Here is a 17,736-nt window from a genome sequence, read left to right as displayed (position 1 = left end):
CACTTTCAATATTTATAAATGTACGCTTTATCCATTAACCCTTTATGGTATTTCCCTGTGGGAAACTAGGAACACTGCCGTGCATTTTCTACCTTTGACCGCGTTTGAAAAGCCTTGGTTTGCGTAAGTTTTATTCTTCTTCTAGGGAAGTTTTAATATCCGTTTAAAAATCACAACCAGGCCTTTTTAGGAAGAATATGGTAGCAAAGCTCTCACAAAATTTTTGGCCGGCGACCGCAAGAATCATCCTGAGAAATCGGATCCTGATCCTGGTGATCATTGCTGCAATAACCGTATTCTTTGGCTTTCAATGGCAAAACATGCGGTTTTCCAATACGGAAGCCAACCTCCTGCCTGATGATCACCCCATCAACCTTGAATACGAAGAATTCTTAAAGCAGTTTGGAGAAGAAGGCAACGCCATCGTCCTTGCCATAAGGGATTCCAATCTTTACACTCCTGAACATTTCAACCGATGGAACGTTTTAAGCAAACAGCTCGACGCTTTCCCTGAGGTAGAATTCGTAATCTCCACCGATAATTTAAAGGAGCTGGTAAAAGACAATGAACTGCAAGAATTTGTGCTGAAACCCTTTCTTAAGTCGGAGCCTGATAACCAACAGACCATTGATAGCCTAAAACACCACCTTTTTAATAACCTCCCATTTTACGATCAGCTGCTATTTAACAAGGAGAGCGAGACCATCAGGACTATTGTCTACCTGGACAAGGATATCGTGAATACTTCAGTGAGGAAGGATTTTATTCTTAACGATTTTTCAACTCTCGTTCAAAATTTTGAAACTGAAACCGGCTTAGACGTGCGGGTTTCAGGGATGCCCTATATCCGAACGATGAATGCCCAGAACATTATTGATGAGATCGGAATGTTTATTACGGCTGCTCTGGTGGTTACTTCATTGATCTTCTTTTTCTTTTTCAGGAGTTTTCGCGCCACATTGATTTCCATGTGTGTTGTGATTATTGGGGTAATGTGGGCCTTTGGGATTCTGGGCTTGCTGCAGTATGAAATAACAGTTCTTACAGCCCTGATCCCTCCTTTAATCATCGTTATCGGTATCCCCAATTGCATTTTCCTTATCAACAAATACCAGCAGGAAGTAAAAAAGCACGGTAACCAAGCCCTTTCCCTTCAAAGGGTAATTTCCAAGATTGGGAACGCTACACTGATGACCAATATAACTACGGCTTCAGGTTTTGCCACCTTTATTATTACGGACAGTAAACTACTGACCGAATTTGGAATCGTGGCATCAATCAACATTGTCTTTATTTTTATTCTATCCCTGCTGATCATTCCCATCATCTATAGTTTTATGGCGCTTCCTAAAACAAAGCATTTGAAGCATCTCAACAAAAGATGGATAGATGCATTCGTCAATTGGATGGAGCGTATAGTCAGGGAAAGGAGAATTGGTGTTTATGTAGTATCAGTAATGCTGTTGGTAGCAAGCATCATTGGAATTTATCAGATCCGTATTTCCGGTAGCCCAATTGAGGATATGCCGAAAAGTGCTCAGTTTTATAAGGACATCAGATTTTTTGAAGAAGAATTTGACGGAATAATGCCCGTCGAGATTGTCATAGATACCGACCGGAAAAACGGGGTGCTCAGACCTGTAAATCTTCGAAAAATTGATGAATTAGGGGAAAGGATCAAGGAAGTACCGGAACTTTCTAAACCCACCTCTGTGGTTGAATTGGTCAAGTATTCCAAGCAGGCATTTTACAATGGAATTCCCAAATACTACCAGTTGCCCACTTCACAAGAGAATACTTTCATCATGAATGTAGTCAGGAAGTCGGAAGGCGACGGCCAATTGCTGAAGAATTTTGTAGACAGCACAGGACAGATTGCAAGGGTCACCACCTTTATCAAAGACGTAAAGACGGAGCGTATGGAGGAAATAGAGGCCCGTTTGCTCGAGAACATTGAAAAGATCTTTCCCGAAGATCGTTACAAGACCTCAATGACGGGAAAAGCCTTGCTTTTTCTCAAAGGAACAAAGTACCTGGTCAAGAATTTGATTTTATCGCTTACGCTGGCGATCGGACTAATAGCTCTTTTTATGGCTTATTTATTTCGTTCATTCAGAATGATAGTGATCTCCCTGATTCCCAATCTACTACCCCTGGTCGTCACAGCAGGCGTTATGGGATTTGTAGGAGTACCCATTAAGCCCTCTACTATCCTCGTCTTTAGTATTGCATTTGGGATATCTGTAGATGACACCATACATTTTCTGGCTAAGTACCGGCAGGAATTAACGGCAAACCACTGGCAGATTCAAAAATCGGTTTACGCAGCCCTCAGGGAAACCGGGGTGAGTATGTTCTACACTTCAATAGTCTTATTCTTTGGCTTCTCTGTCTTTGTTCTCAGCAGCTTTGGTGGGACAGTCGCACTCGGAGCTTTGGTTTCTGCAACGCTCCTCTTTGCCATGCTCGCTAACCTCATCCTTCTCCCCTCTTTACTCTTGTCCCTGGAACGCAGTATAGCCAACAAGGAGGTGATGAAAAAACCACAGATAGACATCCTCCCCAAAGACGAGTTGCCCGAGAGCGAGAATATCAATGTTTAAAAGCGGGAAGTCGAATAATAGGGGGCTTCAGAGTATAAAGTTTTGCCCAAAGAGTTATCTTTGCGGGGCTAAACAGAAATAGTTTTATCCGGCCATGGTAAATATCAAAGAGCTATTAAAAGAGACTCCTCAGGACCAGCTTGTGGAGGTCAACGGATGGGTTAAAACCTTTAGAAGTAATCGTTTTATTGCTTTAAATGATGGATCGACCTTGAATAATATTCAATGCGTGGTCGACTTTGAAAATTTTGACGAGGCCCTTCTCAAGCAGGTGACTACAGGAGCTGCCTTAAAGGTTAAAGGGAAGTTGGTTGCCAGTCAGGGAAGAGGTCAGGCCGTGGAGATACAAGTCAATGAACTCCATATTCACGGTACTGCAGATGCCGAGACTTACCCTATACAACCCAAGAAACACTCCATGGAATTTCTGCGCGAACAAGCGCATTTAAGAGTGCGGACCAACACTTTTGCCGCTGTAATGAGGGTGCGGTCTGCCCTGTCATTTGCTGTTCATCAGTATTTTACGCAAAATGGATTTTATTATATGCACGCGCCCATCATCACCGGATCGGACGCAGAAGGTGCCGGAGAAATGTTTCGGGTTACCACTTTGGATCTGAAGAACACTCCGCTTACCGAGGAGGGTGAGGTGAATTTCAAAGAAGACTTTTTTGGAAAAGAGACCAATCTTACCGTATCAGGGCAATTAGAGGCTGAGGCCTATGCCATGGGCCTCGGAAAGGTCTATACTTTTGGTCCTACCTTCCGTGCTGAGAATTCAAATACCTCAAGGCACCTGGCAGAATTCTGGATGATAGAGCCGGAAATGGCCTTTTACGACCTGAAAGACAATATGGACCTCGCAGAAGACTTTATAAAAGAGGTACTCAAGTATATTGTAGCGCATTGTGCCGAGGATCTTAACTTCCTGGAAAAAAGACTTCTGGACGAGGAAAAGACGAAGCCACAAGCCGAACGCAGCGAACTTTCATTGCTTGATAAGCTCCGATTTGTGATCGATAATAAATTCGTGAGGATTACCTATACCGAAGCCATAGAAATACTTAAGAACAGTAAGCCTAACAAAAAGAAAAAATTTCAATATCTCATTGAAGAATGGGGTGCAGACCTTCAAAGTGAACACGAGCGATTCCTCGTGGAAAAACACTTTAAGTGTCCGGTAATCCTCTATGATTACCCCGCCAAAATAAAGGCCTTTTACATGCGTCTTAATGAAGATGGTAAAACCGTAAGGGCCATGGACATCTTATTTCCCGGGATTGGGGAGATTGTCGGTGGGTCCCAAAGGGAAGAGCGATTGGAAGTGCTTTTGGAGAAGATCGAAGCCCTTGGAATCGATGAAAAGGAACTATGGTGGTATCTCGACCTCAGGAAATACGGAACAGCAGTGCACAGTGGATTCGGACTTGGATTTGAAAGGCTTGTGCAATTTGCCACGGGAATGGGCAACATCCGGGATGTAATTCCGTTTCCAAGAACACCGCAGAATGCGGAGTTCTAAAGGTAAATTCGTTACTTTTATGTGACCAGAATTAGAGCCCCCGATGCTAAAGCAACACTTACAATTTAAACTTTCTCAAAAGCTTTCACCTCAGCAGATTCAGCTGATGAAGCTAATCCAATTGCCCACTCAGGCCTTCGAACAAAGGCTTAAGCAAGAATTGGAAGAGAATCCAGCATTGGAAACCGGAAAAGAGGAAAAGGATACTTATGAAGATGAGTTTGAAGACGTTTACCAGAGCGATGAGGATAGCGATACGATAAATACGGAGGACATCAATATTGATGACTATCTGAGTGATGACGAGATTCCCGACTATAGAACCAGAACCAGCAATTACAGTGCTGATGAGGAAGAGAAATCCGTACCCTATGCGGCAGGTATCTCTTTTAATCAATACCTTATCAATCAGCTAAATACTTTTTACCTCAGTGACGAGGAATGGGCTATAGCCGAATTTTTGGTAGGTAGTGTAGACGAAAGCGGATATATCAGACGGCCGATAAGTGATATTATGGACGATCTGGCCTTTACACAGAATATCTACACGGATAAGGAAACCATAGAGAAGGTACTGAATATAGTGCAGGATCTCGATCCGCCCGGGGTGGCTGCCCGTTCCTTGGACGAATGCCTGCTGATACAATTGAAAAGAAAAGATCCAAGTCCTGCAATTGACCTTGCAATTCTTATCCTCGAAAAATCCTTCGATCATTTTACGAAGAAACATTACAAGAAACTCATTCAGAAGCACAACATTTCTGAAGAGGACCTCAGAGATGCCATATCAGAGATCGAAAAATTAAATCCCAAACCGGGTGGATCCTATTCAGGAAATAATCGGATTATTGAGCACATCGTGCCTGATTTCTCCATACGTATTGTTGAAGGTGAACTCGAGTTAAGCCTGAATAGCCGTAATGCTCCGGAACTTCATGTTTCAAAAGAGTACAGCAATATGCTCAAGGGCTACAAGAGCGCTAAGGAACGGTCTAAATCCCAGAAAGATGCGGTTCTTTTTATCAAACAAAAACTAGACGCCGCTAAATGGTTCATTGACGCGATAAGACAGCGTCAACAAACCCTTTATATTACCATGAACGCCATTATGGAATATCAACGGGAGTATTTTCTTTCAGGTGACGAACGCAAACTGCGTCCGATGATTCTCAAAGATATCGCCGACACCATAGAGATGGATGTCTCTACAGTGTCAAGAGTGGCAAACAGTAAATACGTAGACACTCCCTATGGTACCAAGCTTATCAAAGAGTATTTTTCGGAATCGATGAAAAACGAACAGGGTGAGGACGTATCTACCCGGGAAATCAAAAAAATTCTCGAAACCGTAATTAAGGAAGAGCCCAAACGCAAGCCGTTAACCGATGACAAGCTGGCTAAAATTCTAAAGGAAAAGGGCTATCCTATTGCCAGGAGGACTGTAGCTAAATACAGGGAACAGCTGGGAATTCCAGTAGCCCGATTAAGGAAGGAGATCTGATGCGTTTTCTCTCTAAATTGGTATCTTATATCTTCCACCCCATCTTTGTACCCCTTGCAGGAACCGTTTCCTACTTTTTGATTACACCGAAGTATACTACCCTGGAAATGAGAAGCGGAAATATCCTGCCTATTTTTATCCTAACCATAATAATTCCTATTCTCAGTTTTTTTATCCTAAAGAATCTTGGCATTGTTCAGACCATTTTCCTGTCGAGGCCGGAAGAACGCAAGTATCCTTTGATGATCAGTCTTATCCTTTTGTTGATGATCCTCTTAAAAGTGATCCCTGACCATTATACACTCGAACTTTACTTTTTCTTTTTAGGCCTAATAGCTGCAACCAGTACCTGTTTGCTACTGCTAATTATTCCCTTTAAAACCAGCCTGCACATGATGGGGATGGGAAGTATTCTAATGTTTTTAATAGCGCTGAGCATTCATTTTGAACGCAATATCGTTGTGGCTATTAGTCTTATGTTCTTTGCCTCAGGTCTTGTTGCCTCATCAAGACTGTTTTTAAAAGCACACAGCAGATCGGAGCTTTTGATCGGATTTTTAGTGGGTGTTGTATCGCAACTCCTCACGTTGAAATTCTGGTTATAAGGATAGAGGACTCTTCTTAAAGGATATAAAAAATGAGCCCGATTCTCAGTGGTGTAAAGGTGAGGTCTTCACCTGAGTTGAGTTGCAAACCTTCATTAAATAGATTATTGAGTGCGTAGTAAATATGGATATTAAAGGTGTTATATCCAAAATTGGCGGTTAACCCATATCTGAAGTTTTCAATATCGGTTACATAAAAGGAATTCTTATTATCATTGGTGACGGTTTTAGCCCGAGCCCCAACGACATATCCCAATTTTGCTCCGGCATAGAAACGCCAGAATTTGTATTCGGTGGGCGTAGAATTTCGAAATCGAATTTCCATCGGAAACTCTATCAGATGGGTTTCTACCTTGTTTCGTTTTGTATCGAGATCACTCTCCAGTAAACTGTATTCAAAGCCGTCGACTACCTCACTCACCTGTAAATTGGTGTAGTAGGAATTAACGGCGTAGCCTATACCAATTCCGAGGCCTGTAGTTCTCCCCGGGTTAAGAGGCAGGTCTTTTATAAAGCCCATTTGCAAGCCGTAGGACAGATTTTGCTGATTGACTACCTCGGGTTTATTAAGAATGAAATTATATGTAAGTCCGACATAAAATTGATCCTCGAGATACTCAGAATCTACCTCCGGTGAAGTATCCTGTGCTACTAATGGTAAGATCAGCAGAAATGCAATTAAGGTAATTAAGCAGTCTCGCATGAAACTAAAGGTAGAATATTTACGGAAATTGACATGAACGCAAATAAAAAAACGCTCCTAAAAAGTGGAGCGTTTCAATTTGTTTTCCTTCAGAATATTACTGAATGTTTCTAAAGGCATCCCCTTCGTAGGTAGTATAGTTTACCTTTAAGGCATTTACCTTTCTCAATTCCAACTTTATATCGGATATAACACCCATACTGGCATTCTTATCCACTTTTAAAGCGGTGGTTAAAACATTTTGTAATTCCTGTGGTTTCTTTGCTCTTTCTTCTAGGATAAAGTCACCAACATCAGTAACATTGGCAAACTTATCATTGAGCTGAATCTTAGGTTCAGTTCCAAACACCTTCTGATAATCTCTCGTAGGTGTTCCCACATAAATATATAATACCCTGTCTTTCTTTTCCAACTTCTTTACCTCACTCGCATTTGGCAGTACGTTTTCTACCATAAGCGAACTATCTTTCATGGTAGTTACTGTCATGAAAAAGAACAAGAGCATAAATACAATATCAGGAAGGGAAGCTGTTGAAACAGCTGGAAGATCCCCGTCTTTTTTCTTTGTGAATTTAGCCATAATCTAGTGTTCCTTAAATTAGTTTGAGGTAGAGGTTTCTGCTTCAGAGAGCTTTTGAGGGAATAAATCCTGAACCCTCTTAACTTTCTCTTTCAGGTCATCCCTTATGCTCGAGGGCGTTTCCGGATTAAGGAATTCTGCTTCCATATCCGTAAAATCTCTACCGTACAAGCGCTGTGCCTCTCTATTCCTCAGCTCGTTATAGGCCCCTACCAATTCATTTTGAACAGTAATATAGGTTCCGTATTTGGTCTCCCTGTCATTTTTCAGGGAGATAATTGCTTTAGAAGGGTTATCAGAAGAAGACTCGTCTTTGCGTCCTTTACAATAATTGCAAGTTCCATCTCCACCGTTGTCAAGAAAAGCCATCGCTTTTGAGCGCAGGTCCTTGAGATTTGTCAATTCCTCTTCAACCAGTAATTGTCCACTTTTATTGATATTCACCGTGAAGATATTCTTCTGTTTGATCACAACATTATCTTCCGGCGGCTCCATAGGTGGCAGCATCCGGTCTAGTCCCGCATCAGTTTCTATAGTGGTCGTTACCAGGAAAAAGATAAGCAGTAAAAAGGCAATGTCTGCCATCGAGCCTGCATTTACTTCTGGTGGTCCTCCTCTTCTAGACATAGCTTAAGATTTATTATTTATTAGTCATCTTTTTAATTCCTCCCCATAGCATAGAAACTACGGCGATTATCACCAACAGGAAAAATAGATTCAATCCTGTACCAATATTCTTAACGGTAGCTTCTGTCGTAGGGATACCTCTTCTGGCCATTTCATCCAGATTCACATCAGTTCCTGAGGATATAGCCCAGGCGAAGCCCAAAACAATAAGAAACATTCCGATAGTTATCAGAGTCTTCTTTAATTTCTGGGGATGAGCGAACAGGTTGACGAGGGTAAAAACTAAACTCACTACCACAGCTACAGCCAGCAAGATATAGGTAATGGTAAACATCCCTGTGATGGCCATGCTATCTACAGCAATGGAAGCAGGCTCATCCCGCCCTGGCAATTGATACCAAAGCACTGCAGAGATAAGACCCAAAACAGCCAATACTATTTTTACAATTTTATTCATAATCTCTTGTATTTAGGGTCTTATTATTTTTTGTGATCTACCAACATGTCGATCAGCGTGATCGAAGAATCTTCCATATCATTAACAATACCATCGATCTTAGCGATGATGTAGTTGTAGAAAATCTGAAGAATGATCGCAGTAATAAGTCCAAATACTGTTGTTAATAATGCCACCTGAATATCACCTGCGATAAGCGAGGCACTTAAGTTACCCACGGCGCTAATTTTCTGGAAGGCCTGGATCATACCAATTACCGTTCCCATGAACCCAAGCATAGGTGCAATAGCGATAAATAATGATAACCAGGATACGTTTTTCTCTAATTGACCCATTTGAACACCTCCGTAGGCTACAACAGCCTTTTCGGCAGATTCAACACCTTCACCGGCCCTATCGAGCCCCTGATAGTAGATTGAGGCAACTGGACCTCTTGTGTTCCGGCAAACTTCCTTAGCGGCTTCAACGCCTCCGGAAGCCAAAGCATCTTCCACCTGTTGTTTTAATTTATCTGTGTTTGTGCTGGCCATATTGAGATAAATAATCCTTTCAATAGCCACTGCCAGACCGAGAATTAAACACAGGAGAACAATGCCCATAAATCCGGCACCCCCCTGAATAAATTGCTCCTTCAAGACCTGAGTGAAGCCTTTCTCGGAATCTTCCACCATCTCTTCAGCTGGCGTTTCCTGAATCGTCAATACTGCGGTTGCAACAGTTGCAGACAGATTAGAAACCATTGCATTCGCTTTTGCGCTTACCGTATTTGTACTTAGGACAAATAGCCCAGCCATAGCCAGGATCGAGAATAATCTTTTCATTTTGTTCAACTTGAATTTAGTTAGTTAATAGGATTTAAAGATATTAAAAATAAACAATTAATTATTAAAAGTCTTGCGTTAAGAATCGATAAAACGTTAGTTTATTGTCATCTTGACAAATATAAGTGGAAAAATTAGAATTCCTAATTTTTGTAACTCATCATTAAACAATATAAACGTGAGCAGCAGATAGACAGAGATTTACTCGATCGTCTCATGCTTCAAAAAATTGTATACTGCCAATACATTCATGAACTTTTCTGCTGCGCAGAAATCCATTTGCTCCATCAGCTGTAGGATTCAGTCGCTGCGCTCCTGCTTCCCATAATGGTATGCTGGCAATACATTCATGAACTTTTCTGCTGCGCAGAAATCCATTTGCTCCATCAGCTATAGGATTCAGTCGCTGCGCTCCTGCTTCCCAAAATGGTATGCTGGCAATACATTCATGAACTTTTCTGCTGCGCAGAAATCCATTTGCTCCATCAGCTATAGGATTCAGTCGCTGCGCTCCTGCTTCCCAAAATGGTATGCTGGCAATACATTCATGAACTTTTCTGCTGCGCAGAAATCCATTTGCTCCATCAGCTATAGGATTCAGTCGCTGCGCTCCTGCTTCCCAAAATGGTATGCTGGCAATACATTCATGAACTTTTCTGCTGCGCAGAAATCCATTTGCTCAATCGTAATTTTGCTGAAGCAAGCTTCGACAAAATTCTTCTTTCGCAAATGTCTTCGCAGAGAGGAAGGGATTCGAACCCTCGATACACTTTTGGTGTATACACACTTTCCAGGCGTGCGCCTTCGACCACTCGGCCACCTCTCTATTTATCCGAATTAACGGGCGCTCAAGAAACAAAAAATTTACTGATCTGTAAAATTTTACGCCTTAAAATTTAGGTCATTTCTCCCCTGAGAGAAGTCTCAAAAATTGTGCTGAATGATTTTCCTGATACATCGTTGCCGAGCAAGTACATCAGTTTGGTAATTGCAGCTTCTGTCGTAATGTCGCGTCCGTTGATCATCGACATCTTTTCCAGTTCCCTGCTTGTTTCATACTGCCCCATAATCACGCTCCCTCCAGAGCATTGAGTTACATTAACAATGTAAAGTCCGCCATCAATAGCCTGTTTCAAATCCTCTAACAACCAGGATTCTGTAGGTGCATTTCCCGCGCCATAGGTCTCTAAAACAAGGGCCTTTAAATGAGAAATCCCCAAGACCCCACGAAGCAAATCCCGATTAAATCCTGGGAATAATTTCAAGATAGCCACCCGGTCGTCTAATTTCTTATGGACTTTCAATGGCTTGTTTTTCTTTTGCTGCCAGAGATTCTCACTGTATACTTTTAAATGAACACCCGACTCCGCCAGTATAGGATAATTCAGAGAAGCAAAGGCATCAAAGTGCTCGGCATTGATCTTGGTGGTCCGATTTGCTCTAAACAACTGATTTTCGAAATAAAGTCCGACTTCCTTAACCACGGGCATGCCATCTTCCTTTAAGGCGGCAATCTGTATAGATGTAATAAGGTTCTCTTTGGCATCGGTACGCAAATCACCTATGGGTAATTGAGATCCTGTAAAAATTACAGGCTTAGCCAAATTTTCGAGCATATAGCTCAAGGCCGAAGAAGTGTAACTCATGGTATCACTTCCGTGAAGCACAACGAATCCATCATAGTTCGCGTAATGCTTTTCAATAAGTCCGGCTATGGTCACCCAATGTGAAGGATTCATGTTGGATGAATCGATAGGTACTTTAAAAGAAACACTGTCAATTGCACAATCAAGCTGTCCCAATTCCGGGATATTGTTAACGAGTTTTTTGAAATTGAATGCCCTGAGAGCACCGGAGTCGTAATCCTTAACCATTCCAATAGTTCCACCTGTATAGATGAGTAAAATCTTACTTGGATTGTGCTGAGTTGACATCTTGTCCCTTATCTTAATTGAATTGAGGTTTTATTTCCCGCCTATATCCCGAATACTTTTTTAGAATTCTCCGTTGTAATTCTGGCCACTTCTTCAACAGGAATCTGGTAAATATCCGAAAGTTTATTTAATACCTCCATCAGATATGAGGGTACATTCCTCTTTCCCCGGTAAGGGGCGGGTGCTAAATAGGGTGCGTCCGTTTCCAACACCAGGTGTTCCAGGTGGATACGATCCAGGAATTTATCAATCTTTCCATTTTTAAAAGTGACTACCCCGCCAATTCCCAATTTCATATTATAACCTATGGCTTTAAGGGCTTGTTCATAGGTGCCGGTAAAACAGTGGAAAATCCCGAAGAGTGATTCGTCCTTTTCTTCCTCCAGCACTTCAAAGATTTCTTCAAATGATTCACGGCAATGGATGACAATGGGCAGCCCCATGGATTTGGCAAGGGCGATCTGTTTTTTAAAAGCTAGTCGCTGCTCATTAAAATAGGTCTTGTCCCAGTACAGATCGATTCCGATCTCCCCTACTGCGCAAAATTTCCTTTTAGAGAGCATTGCTTCTACATGAGCCAGCTCCTCGGTATAGTTCTCCTTGACATGGGTGGGGTGCAAGCCCATCATCAGATAAACGTGATCTGGAAAATCTCTTTCCAATTGTAGCATTGAATCTGTGTAGGCTGAATCTATGGCTGGAATAAAAAACCGACCTATTCCCTGCTCGATCGCGCTTTGTATCAGCTCATTTCGGTCTTCATCAAAAGCCTCACTGTACAAATGGGTATGTGTATCTGTGATCATCATATGGCAAAAATAGGACTATCTTTAGCAAAAATCATTTTAATGGTGTCATTAAAGAAATATTTAAAAAAAAGGAAGTACATCGCCATTCCCTTGACACTTACCGCCACGCATCATCTCGAACTAATGGCCGAGATAAACGGGATAAGCGGGAGATTTATTTTGGATACCGGTGCCTCTAATTCCTGCGTGGGACTCGATAAAATTGAGCATTTTAAATTAATTTCCAAGGCTTCCGAAGTAAAGGCTGCCGGTGCAGGAGCTACGAATATGGAAACCCAACTTTCAACAAAAAATACCCTGAAAATAGGCGACTGGAAAAAGAAGAAAGTTAAGTTCATCCTTTTTAATCTACAGCATATTAACGAGGCACTAACCTCCCACGATGCACTCCCGGTAGATGGAATCATCGGAGCGGACGTTTTACAAAAAGGCAAGGCTGTGATCGATTACGATACAAGCTCCCTGTACCTGAAAAAGAAAAAACGCTCCTGAGGAGCGTTTTTAATTATAGGTCATTTGATTCTTACAATTCCAGGGCTTTTTTTACATCCCCGTTCATCAGGTGTTCTTCAGGATTCTCCAGCGCTTCTTTTACTGCAACCAGAAAGCTGACAGATTCCTTACCGTCGATAATTCTGTGATCGTAGGAGAGTGCCAGATACATAACAGGTGCAATGGCGATTTCCCCATTTTTAACCACAGGCCTTTCCACGATATTGTGCATCCCGAGAATTCCACTTTGCGGAGGATTGATTATTGGGGTAGACAACATAGATCCGAATACTCCCCCGTTAGAAATAGTAAAGGTTCCTCCGGTCATTTCATCTACAGTAATTTGCCCCTCACGTGCACGTATTGCCAGACGTTTTACTTCGGCCTCAATACCTCTGAAAGTGAGGTTCTCTGCGTTTCGGATCACAGGTACCATAAGACCTTTAGGTCCGGATACGGCTATACTTATATCACAAAAATCATATGTGATCATTTCCTTCCCGTCAATCATAGAATTAACTGCGGGAAATAATTGAAGGGCGCGAATCACGGCTTTGGTGAAAAAAGACATAAAGCCGAGACTTACGCCATGGGTTTCTTTAAATTCTTCTTTATAGCTGGTTCTGAGGCTGAAAATTGCAGACATGTCTACTTCGTTAAAGGTAGTGAGCATGGCCGTCTCATTTTTGGCTGACACTAATCTTTCAGCCACCTTGCGTCTGAGCATGGAAAGTTTAGAACGCGACTCTCCCCTTTTGCCTCCGGTAGGCGTGCCCATAGAAGGCACTGCATTCATGGCGTCTTCCTTGGTAATTCTTCCGTCCTTGCCAGTTCCTTTTACAGAGGAAGAAGGTATGTCTTTCTCATCGAGGATCTTTTTTGCAGCGGGAGATGGAGTTCCACTGGCATAGGTCTTCGCAGGTTCGGGAAATTTAGTCTCTTTAGCGGTTTCCGATTTCACAGCTTGAGCTTCTTCCCCTTTTTTATCTTCCTTAGTTTCCTTCTTGGCCTTGTCATTGCCTTCCGGCTTGGAGGCACTAGTGTCAATAAGGCAAACAACTTCACCAACAGCAACTGCATCTCCTTCTTCTGCCTTAAGTGTTATAGTTCCACTTTCTTCAGCAGGGAGTTCCAGAGTTGCTTTGTCTGAATCCACTTCGGCTATTGCCTGATCCTTTTCTACATAATCGCCGTCTTTCACCAACCACTCGGCAATCTCAACCTCGGTTATGGATTCTCCCGGAGAGGGAACTTTCATTTCTAAAATCATGCGTTCTGTTTTTATAATGAATTGGTTAATTCAAATTTCTAATAAAATCTTCTTTTACGGGAAGGTAATCCGTTTTTATTTCTCCATTGACCATGATCTGATCAAAAAATAATTTTGCGCCGACTGCGTCCTCCATATTGATCGTGTTCTGAAGGCTCAGATGCAAATGAGGCTCTGTCGAATTACCCGAATTCCCACAGCGCGCAAGAACTTCACCCTGCCGAACTTCTTCTCCTTCTTCAACCTGCAGTGATCCTTCCTGCAAATGTGCAAAGAGGATATATTCATTTAAGTCGGTTTGCAATACTATGGTATTGCCTGTTAGTTGCTCCTTATTCATGATCCCTGGTTCATTATCGGGGACTCCATCGATAACAAGTACTACTCTGCCATCACAGGGGGCAATAATCTCCTTCCCGAATACAAAGTAATTCTCATTCACCCCGGCATCTCCCTGATATGAACGTCCATCCTTCACCATTAACAGATCATAGGCATACTGTTGAGACAGTTCTGCCAAATGATAGTTTTGTTCCAGGGTTGTTCCGCCCCAGTAAACAAATACCTCTTCCCGGAATGGCAATATCATTCTGCTGGTATTTCTTTCTAAAACAGGAATGCCAACTGGTCTTGGCGGGGCGATGTAAAACCCGTTGATCTTGTTGTTCTGCCCGCTAAGGGTGATCATAATGTCGGACAAGGCCTTGTCGAAAGATGTTCGGTAAACGTGCGCACCCCTTTGGAATCCGATGAACTCCCACTCATTAATATTACCCATGATTCGATTGACATTCTGTTCAAAGAATTGCTTGTTCTCCTCAGGGGTGAGGGCCTTTTTCATATTCACATCGTAGAGCTCGTAAATACCCTGATAATCCTGGGCATTGTACAGATTGGCCAGCTGTCCAATAACCATTGAATATTGTGGCATTTCAGTCTGCGAAAAAGCAAGTCCTGAACAAAATAGCAACAAGCAAAGTAACTTCCTCATGGTTATTTTTTTACCGCCGGGCGTGTCATATTATCCTTGCTCTTATCAAAGACATAGTCTAAAACTTGTTGGTGTCTCATCTTTGAACGTACAGAACTTCCTGCAGCAGGAGAGGCATAAAATCTTCTGGAAGCTACCCTGAAATTCCGTGAGTCGCTGAAATGCATCATTAAATGAGACCATGCTCCCATGTTCCTGGGTTCCTCCTGAGCCCAAACTACTTCTTCCGCCTTACTGTATTTCTTGATGATCGCCTTCATTTGATCTGAAGGCAGAGGAAATAACTGTTCAATACGCACTAAGGCAACATCATCTCTCTTCAGTTCCTCTCGTTGTGCCAATAGATCGTAGTAGAATTTCCCGGTACAAAACACCAGGGATTTTACCTTATCAGCCTTTACTGTTTCATCGTCAATTACTTCCTTAAAGCTGCCATTGGTCATCTCTTCCACTGTTGATACGGCCTTGGGATGACGTAAAAGGCTTTTTGGAGTAAAGACGATGAGCGGCTTTCTGAAATTACTTTTCATCTGCCTCCTTAACAAGTGGAACATATTTGCAGGGGTAGTTACATCAGCCACATACATATTGTCCCTGGCACAAAGCTGGAGATAACGCTCCATCCTTGCCGAAGAATGCTCTGCACCCTGTCCTTCATATCCATGGGGTAATAACATTACCAAACCGTTCTGAAGCTTCCATTTATCTTCAGCCGCAGAGATATATTGGTCTATCATGATCTGTGCGCCATTACTGAAATCACCGAACTGCGCTTCCCAGATCGTAAGGGTATTGGGGCTGGCCATTGCATATCCATAGTCGAACCCAACAACTCCGTATTCTGATAAGAGAGAATTGTAGATCTGAAACTGTCCCTGCTCTTTGGAAATATGGTTGAGCAGCAATACCTCTTCTTCACTTTCTTCTACCTTCATCACGGCATGTCTGTGAGAGAAAGTTCCTCGCTCAACGTCCTGGCCACTCATCCTAACGCCATAACCTTCTTCCAGCAATGAACCGTAGGCCAGGAGTTCTCCCATGGCCCAATCGAGTTTATCCGTCTCAAAATACATTTTCTTGCGATCGGCGACCAGTTTTTCTACTTTCCTGAGGAATTTCTTATCCGATGGCAAGCTGGTAATGGTTTTGGCGATCTGGTCGAGTTTTTTACGATCGTATGTCGTGTTAACCTCGTCCATCATCTCCCACTCTCTTACATTTTCAAATCCACTCCATTCGTCGGCCATAAATGGGGTGATAACGGTTTTTTCTTCCTTCCTCGAATCTTCCAGTTCTTCCTCCAGACTAGCTTTGTATTCCTGTTCCAGATTTCGGACATAGTCTTCATCAATGATCCCTTCCTTTAGAAGCTTTTCAGCGTAAATGTCACGGGGATTCTTATGTTTGGAAATAGCCTTGTAAAGTTTAGGCTGTGTAAAGCGGGGCTCGTCCCCTTCGTTATGCCCGTATTTTCTATACCCCAGGAGATCGAGAAAGACATCGCGCTTAAAGCGCATACGGTATTCAAGGGCAAATAGTGCAGCGTGAACCACGCATTCTGCATCATCAGCATTAACGTGGAGAACCGGACAAAGAGTTACTTTACCAACATCAGTACAGTAGGTAGACGATCGTCCATCCAGGTAATTGGTAGTAAAACCGATTTGGTTATTGACTACTATGTGAATAGTTCCGTTGGTTTTGTATCCGTCCAAATTGGCCATTTGCACCAATTCATAGGCTATGCCCTGACCGGCGATTGCGGCATCTCCATGCACTACAATTGGGAGCACTTTCGAAAAGTCTTCAGGAAAATGAACATCTTGTTTTGCTCTGGTTATTCCCTCCACAACGGCTCCAACTGTTTCCAGATGCGAGGGATTGGGAGCAATGTTCATATTGATCTTGTTCCCGCTGTCAGTTTTGCGCACGGAGGTCCAGCCCAAATGGTATTTTACATCCCCGTCAAATACCTCCTGTTCGTAGTCTTTCCCATCGAACTCGCTAAAAATATCCTTTGCTGATTTGCCGAAGATATTGGTGAGTACATTTAGCCTGCCCCTGTGGGCCATTCCCATAACAAACTGCCTTACCCCCAGTGTAGATGCTCTTTCAACAATAGCGTCTACGGCGGGGATCAGAGTTTCATTGCCTTCGAGGGAGAATCGTTTCTGGCCTACGTATTTCGTATGCAAAAATCCTTCGAAGGAAACAGCCTGATTCAGTTTTTTGAGGATATGTTTTTTCTGTGCGTCGTCAAAATCGGGATGATTATTATTTCTGTTCAACCAAGCCTGAATCCATTCCACGCGTTCCGGACTGCGTATATACATATACTCAACCCCAATTGAATCACAGTAGATTTGCTGGAGATGGCTGATAATATTTTTAAGTGTGTTGGAACCTATGCCTATGATTTCTCCTGCATTGAAAACGGTTTCGAGGTCGGCCTCTTCCAGGCCAAAATTCCCAATCTCGAGGGTAGGAGAATACTTCCTCCTCGCCCTTACCGGGTTGGTAGCTGTAAATAAATGTCCTCTACTCCTGTATCCGTCTATTAGTCGAACCACCTGAAACTCTTTCTGTAGCGTTTCGGGGATGTCTACCGTTTGTCCGTTTGATAATATAGCCGTTCCTGATTGGGTATCGATTCCGATCTCGTCCAAGGCGCTTTCCATTCCAAAATCAAAACCCTGGAAGAATGCCCTCCAACTGGGTTCCACACTGTCGGGATGGGTGAGGTATCTATTGTACATGTCCGAAAAAAAGGACGTGTGAGCCGCATTTAAAAATGAATATTTATCCATAGATGATGGTTACT

Annotated in this window: 15 protein-coding genes and 1 tRNA gene; 5 read left to right on the top strand and 11 right to left on the bottom strand. The window is 42.6% G+C overall.

Going from position 1 to position 17,736, the window contains the following annotated elements; translation table 11 throughout:
• Positions 1 to 197: 197 nt before the first annotated feature.
• From EQY75_RS01135 to EQY75_RS01120, 4 genes are all read left to right on the top strand, one after another.
• Positions 198 to 2,603, top strand: a complete 2,406-nt coding sequence (locus EQY75_RS01135; protein WP_129602105.1) for an efflux RND transporter permease subunit — start codon at positions 198 to 200, stop codon at positions 2,601 to 2,603.
• A gap of 94 nt (positions 2,604 to 2,697) precedes the next feature.
• Positions 2,698 to 4,125: an asparagine--tRNA ligase gene (asnS, locus tag EQY75_RS01130; RefSeq protein ID WP_129602103.1), complete on the top strand. Its 1,428-nt coding sequence runs from the start codon at positions 2,698 to 2,700 to the stop codon at positions 4,123 to 4,125.
• A 43-nt stretch (positions 4,126 to 4,168) separates the two neighbouring features.
• Positions 4,169 to 5,626, top strand: a complete 1,458-nt coding sequence (gene rpoN / locus EQY75_RS01125; protein WP_129602101.1) for an RNA polymerase factor sigma-54 — start codon at positions 4,169 to 4,171, stop codon at positions 5,624 to 5,626.
• Entirely contained in the window at positions 5,626 to 6,231 is a 606-nt protein-coding gene (locus EQY75_RS01120) for a hypothetical protein (RefSeq protein WP_129602099.1), read from the top strand. The genes rpoN and EQY75_RS01120 overlap by 1 nt, the downstream gene beginning before the upstream one ends.
• Before the next feature lie 16 nt (positions 6,232 to 6,247).
• Here EQY75_RS01120 and EQY75_RS01115 read toward each other — a convergent pair whose 3' ends face one another.
• The 8 genes from EQY75_RS01115 to EQY75_RS01080 form a co-directional block, all read right to left on the bottom strand.
• Positions 6,248 to 6,934 carry a porin family protein gene (locus tag EQY75_RS01115; protein WP_129602097.1) on the bottom strand — a complete coding sequence of 229 codons (687 nt, stop codon included), beginning with the start codon at positions 6,932 to 6,934 and terminating at the stop codon, positions 6,248 to 6,250.
• A gap of 97 nt (positions 6,935 to 7,031) precedes the next feature.
• Positions 7,032 to 7,514, bottom strand: a complete 483-nt coding sequence (locus EQY75_RS01110; protein ID WP_129602095.1) for an ExbD/TolR family protein — start codon at positions 7,512 to 7,514, stop codon at positions 7,032 to 7,034.
• Positions 7,515 to 7,532: 18 nt separating this feature from the next.
• Positions 7,533 to 8,141: an ExbD/TolR family protein gene (locus EQY75_RS01105; RefSeq protein ID WP_129602093.1), complete on the bottom strand. Its 609-nt coding sequence runs from the start codon at positions 8,139 to 8,141 to the stop codon at positions 7,533 to 7,535.
• 13 nt (positions 8,142 to 8,154) lie between these two features.
• Positions 8,155 to 8,598: a hypothetical protein gene (locus tag EQY75_RS01100; RefSeq protein ID WP_129602091.1), complete on the bottom strand. Its 444-nt coding sequence runs from the start codon at positions 8,596 to 8,598 to the stop codon at positions 8,155 to 8,157.
• A gap of 23 nt (positions 8,599 to 8,621) precedes the next feature.
• The gene (locus tag EQY75_RS01095) at positions 8,622 to 9,419 is read right to left on the bottom strand and encodes a MotA/TolQ/ExbB proton channel family protein (RefSeq protein WP_129602089.1); all 798 of its coding nucleotides are present in this window, start codon (positions 9,417 to 9,419) and stop codon (positions 8,622 to 8,624) included.
• A 738-nt stretch (positions 9,420 to 10,157) separates the two neighbouring features.
• Positions 10,158 to 10,245, bottom strand: a tRNA-Ser gene (locus EQY75_RS01090).
• A gap of 70 nt (positions 10,246 to 10,315) precedes the next feature.
• Positions 10,316 to 11,353, bottom strand: a complete 1,038-nt coding sequence (locus tag EQY75_RS01085) for an asparaginase (RefSeq protein WP_129602088.1) — start codon at positions 11,351 to 11,353, stop codon at positions 10,316 to 10,318.
• Between the two features lie 41 nt (positions 11,354 to 11,394).
• Positions 11,395 to 12,162, bottom strand: coding sequence for a TatD family hydrolase (locus EQY75_RS01080; RefSeq protein WP_129602086.1), 768 nt, complete (start codon positions 12,160 to 12,162; stop codon positions 11,395 to 11,397).
• Positions 12,163 to 12,201: 39 nt separating this feature from the next.
• Here EQY75_RS01080 and EQY75_RS01075 point away from each other — a divergent pair, with 39 nt between their 5' ends.
• On the top strand, positions 12,202 to 12,654 hold the full coding sequence (locus tag EQY75_RS01075) for a retropepsin-like aspartic protease family protein (protein WP_129602084.1): 453 nt from the start codon (positions 12,202 to 12,204) through the stop codon (positions 12,652 to 12,654).
• Positions 12,655 to 12,685: 31 nt separating this feature from the next.
• Here EQY75_RS01075 and odhB read toward each other — a convergent pair whose 3' ends face one another.
• Genes odhB through EQY75_RS01060 form a run of 3 tightly spaced genes read right to left on the bottom strand, consistent with a single transcriptional unit; the run spans position 12,686 to position 17,722 of the window.
• Positions 12,686 to 13,924, bottom strand: coding sequence for a 2-oxoglutarate dehydrogenase complex dihydrolipoyllysine-residue succinyltransferase (gene odhB / locus EQY75_RS01070; protein WP_129602082.1), 1,239 nt, complete (start codon positions 13,922 to 13,924; stop codon positions 12,686 to 12,688).
• Positions 13,925 to 13,949: 25 nt separating this feature from the next.
• Entirely contained in the window at positions 13,950 to 14,915 is a 966-nt protein-coding gene (locus tag EQY75_RS01065; RefSeq protein ID WP_129602080.1) for a M23 family metallopeptidase, read from the bottom strand.
• A 2-nt stretch (positions 14,916 to 14,917) separates the two neighbouring features.
• Positions 14,918 to 17,722: a 2-oxoglutarate dehydrogenase E1 component gene (locus tag EQY75_RS01060; protein WP_129602078.1), complete on the bottom strand. Its 2,805-nt coding sequence runs from the start codon at positions 17,720 to 17,722 to the stop codon at positions 14,918 to 14,920.
• Positions 17,723 to 17,736 lie beyond the last annotated feature (14 nt).

Origin of the sequence: Muriicola soli (genome assembly GCF_004139715.1) — a bacterium.
GTDB lineage: Bacteria > Bacteroidota > Bacteroidia > Flavobacteriales > Flavobacteriaceae > Muriicola > Muriicola soli.
The sequence above is the reverse complement of the archived record's forward strand: the minus strand, read 5'-3'. Positions and strand labels throughout refer to the sequence as shown.

Coding starts and splice junctions, on each gene's coding strand:
- EQY75_RS01135 (WP_129602105.1), top strand. CDS start 198: ATGGTAGCAAAGCTCTCACAAAATTTTTGGCCGGCGACCGCAAGAATC.
- asnS (WP_129602103.1), top strand. CDS start 2,698: ATGGTAAATATCAAAGAGCTATTAAAAGAGACTCCTCAGGACCAGCTT.
- rpoN (WP_129602101.1), top strand. CDS start 4,169: ATGCTAAAGCAACACTTACAATTTAAACTTTCTCAAAAGCTTTCACCT.
- EQY75_RS01120 (WP_129602099.1), top strand. CDS start 5,626: ATGCGTTTTCTCTCTAAATTGGTATCTTATATCTTCCACCCCATCTTT.
- EQY75_RS01115 (WP_129602097.1), bottom strand. CDS start 6,934: ATGCGAGACTGCTTAATTACCTTAATTGCATTTCTGCTGATCTTACCA.
- EQY75_RS01110 (WP_129602095.1), bottom strand. CDS start 7,514: ATGGCTAAATTCACAAAGAAAAAAGACGGGGATCTTCCAGCTGTTTCA.
- EQY75_RS01105 (WP_129602093.1), bottom strand. CDS start 8,141: ATGTCTAGAAGAGGAGGACCACCAGAAGTAAATGCAGGCTCGATGGCA.
- EQY75_RS01100 (WP_129602091.1), bottom strand. CDS start 8,598: ATGAATAAAATTGTAAAAATAGTATTGGCTGTTTTGGGTCTTATCTCT.
- EQY75_RS01095 (WP_129602089.1), bottom strand. CDS start 9,419: ATGAAAAGATTATTCTCGATCCTGGCTATGGCTGGGCTATTTGTCCTA.
- EQY75_RS01085 (WP_129602088.1), bottom strand. CDS start 11,353: ATGTCAACTCAGCACAATCCAAGTAAGATTTTACTCATCTATACAGGT.
- EQY75_RS01080 (WP_129602086.1), bottom strand. CDS start 12,162: ATGATGATCACAGATACACATACCCATTTGTACAGTGAGGCTTTTGAT.
- EQY75_RS01075 (WP_129602084.1), top strand. CDS start 12,202: ATGGTGTCATTAAAGAAATATTTAAAAAAAAGGAAGTACATCGCCATT.
- odhB (WP_129602082.1), bottom strand. CDS start 13,924: ATGATTTTAGAAATGAAAGTTCCCTCTCCGGGAGAATCCATAACCGAG.
- EQY75_RS01065 (WP_129602080.1), bottom strand. CDS start 14,915: ATGAGGAAGTTACTTTGCTTGTTGCTATTTTGTTCAGGACTTGCTTTT.
- EQY75_RS01060 (WP_129602078.1), bottom strand. CDS start 17,722: ATGGATAAATATTCATTTTTAAATGCGGCTCACACGTCCTTTTTTTCG.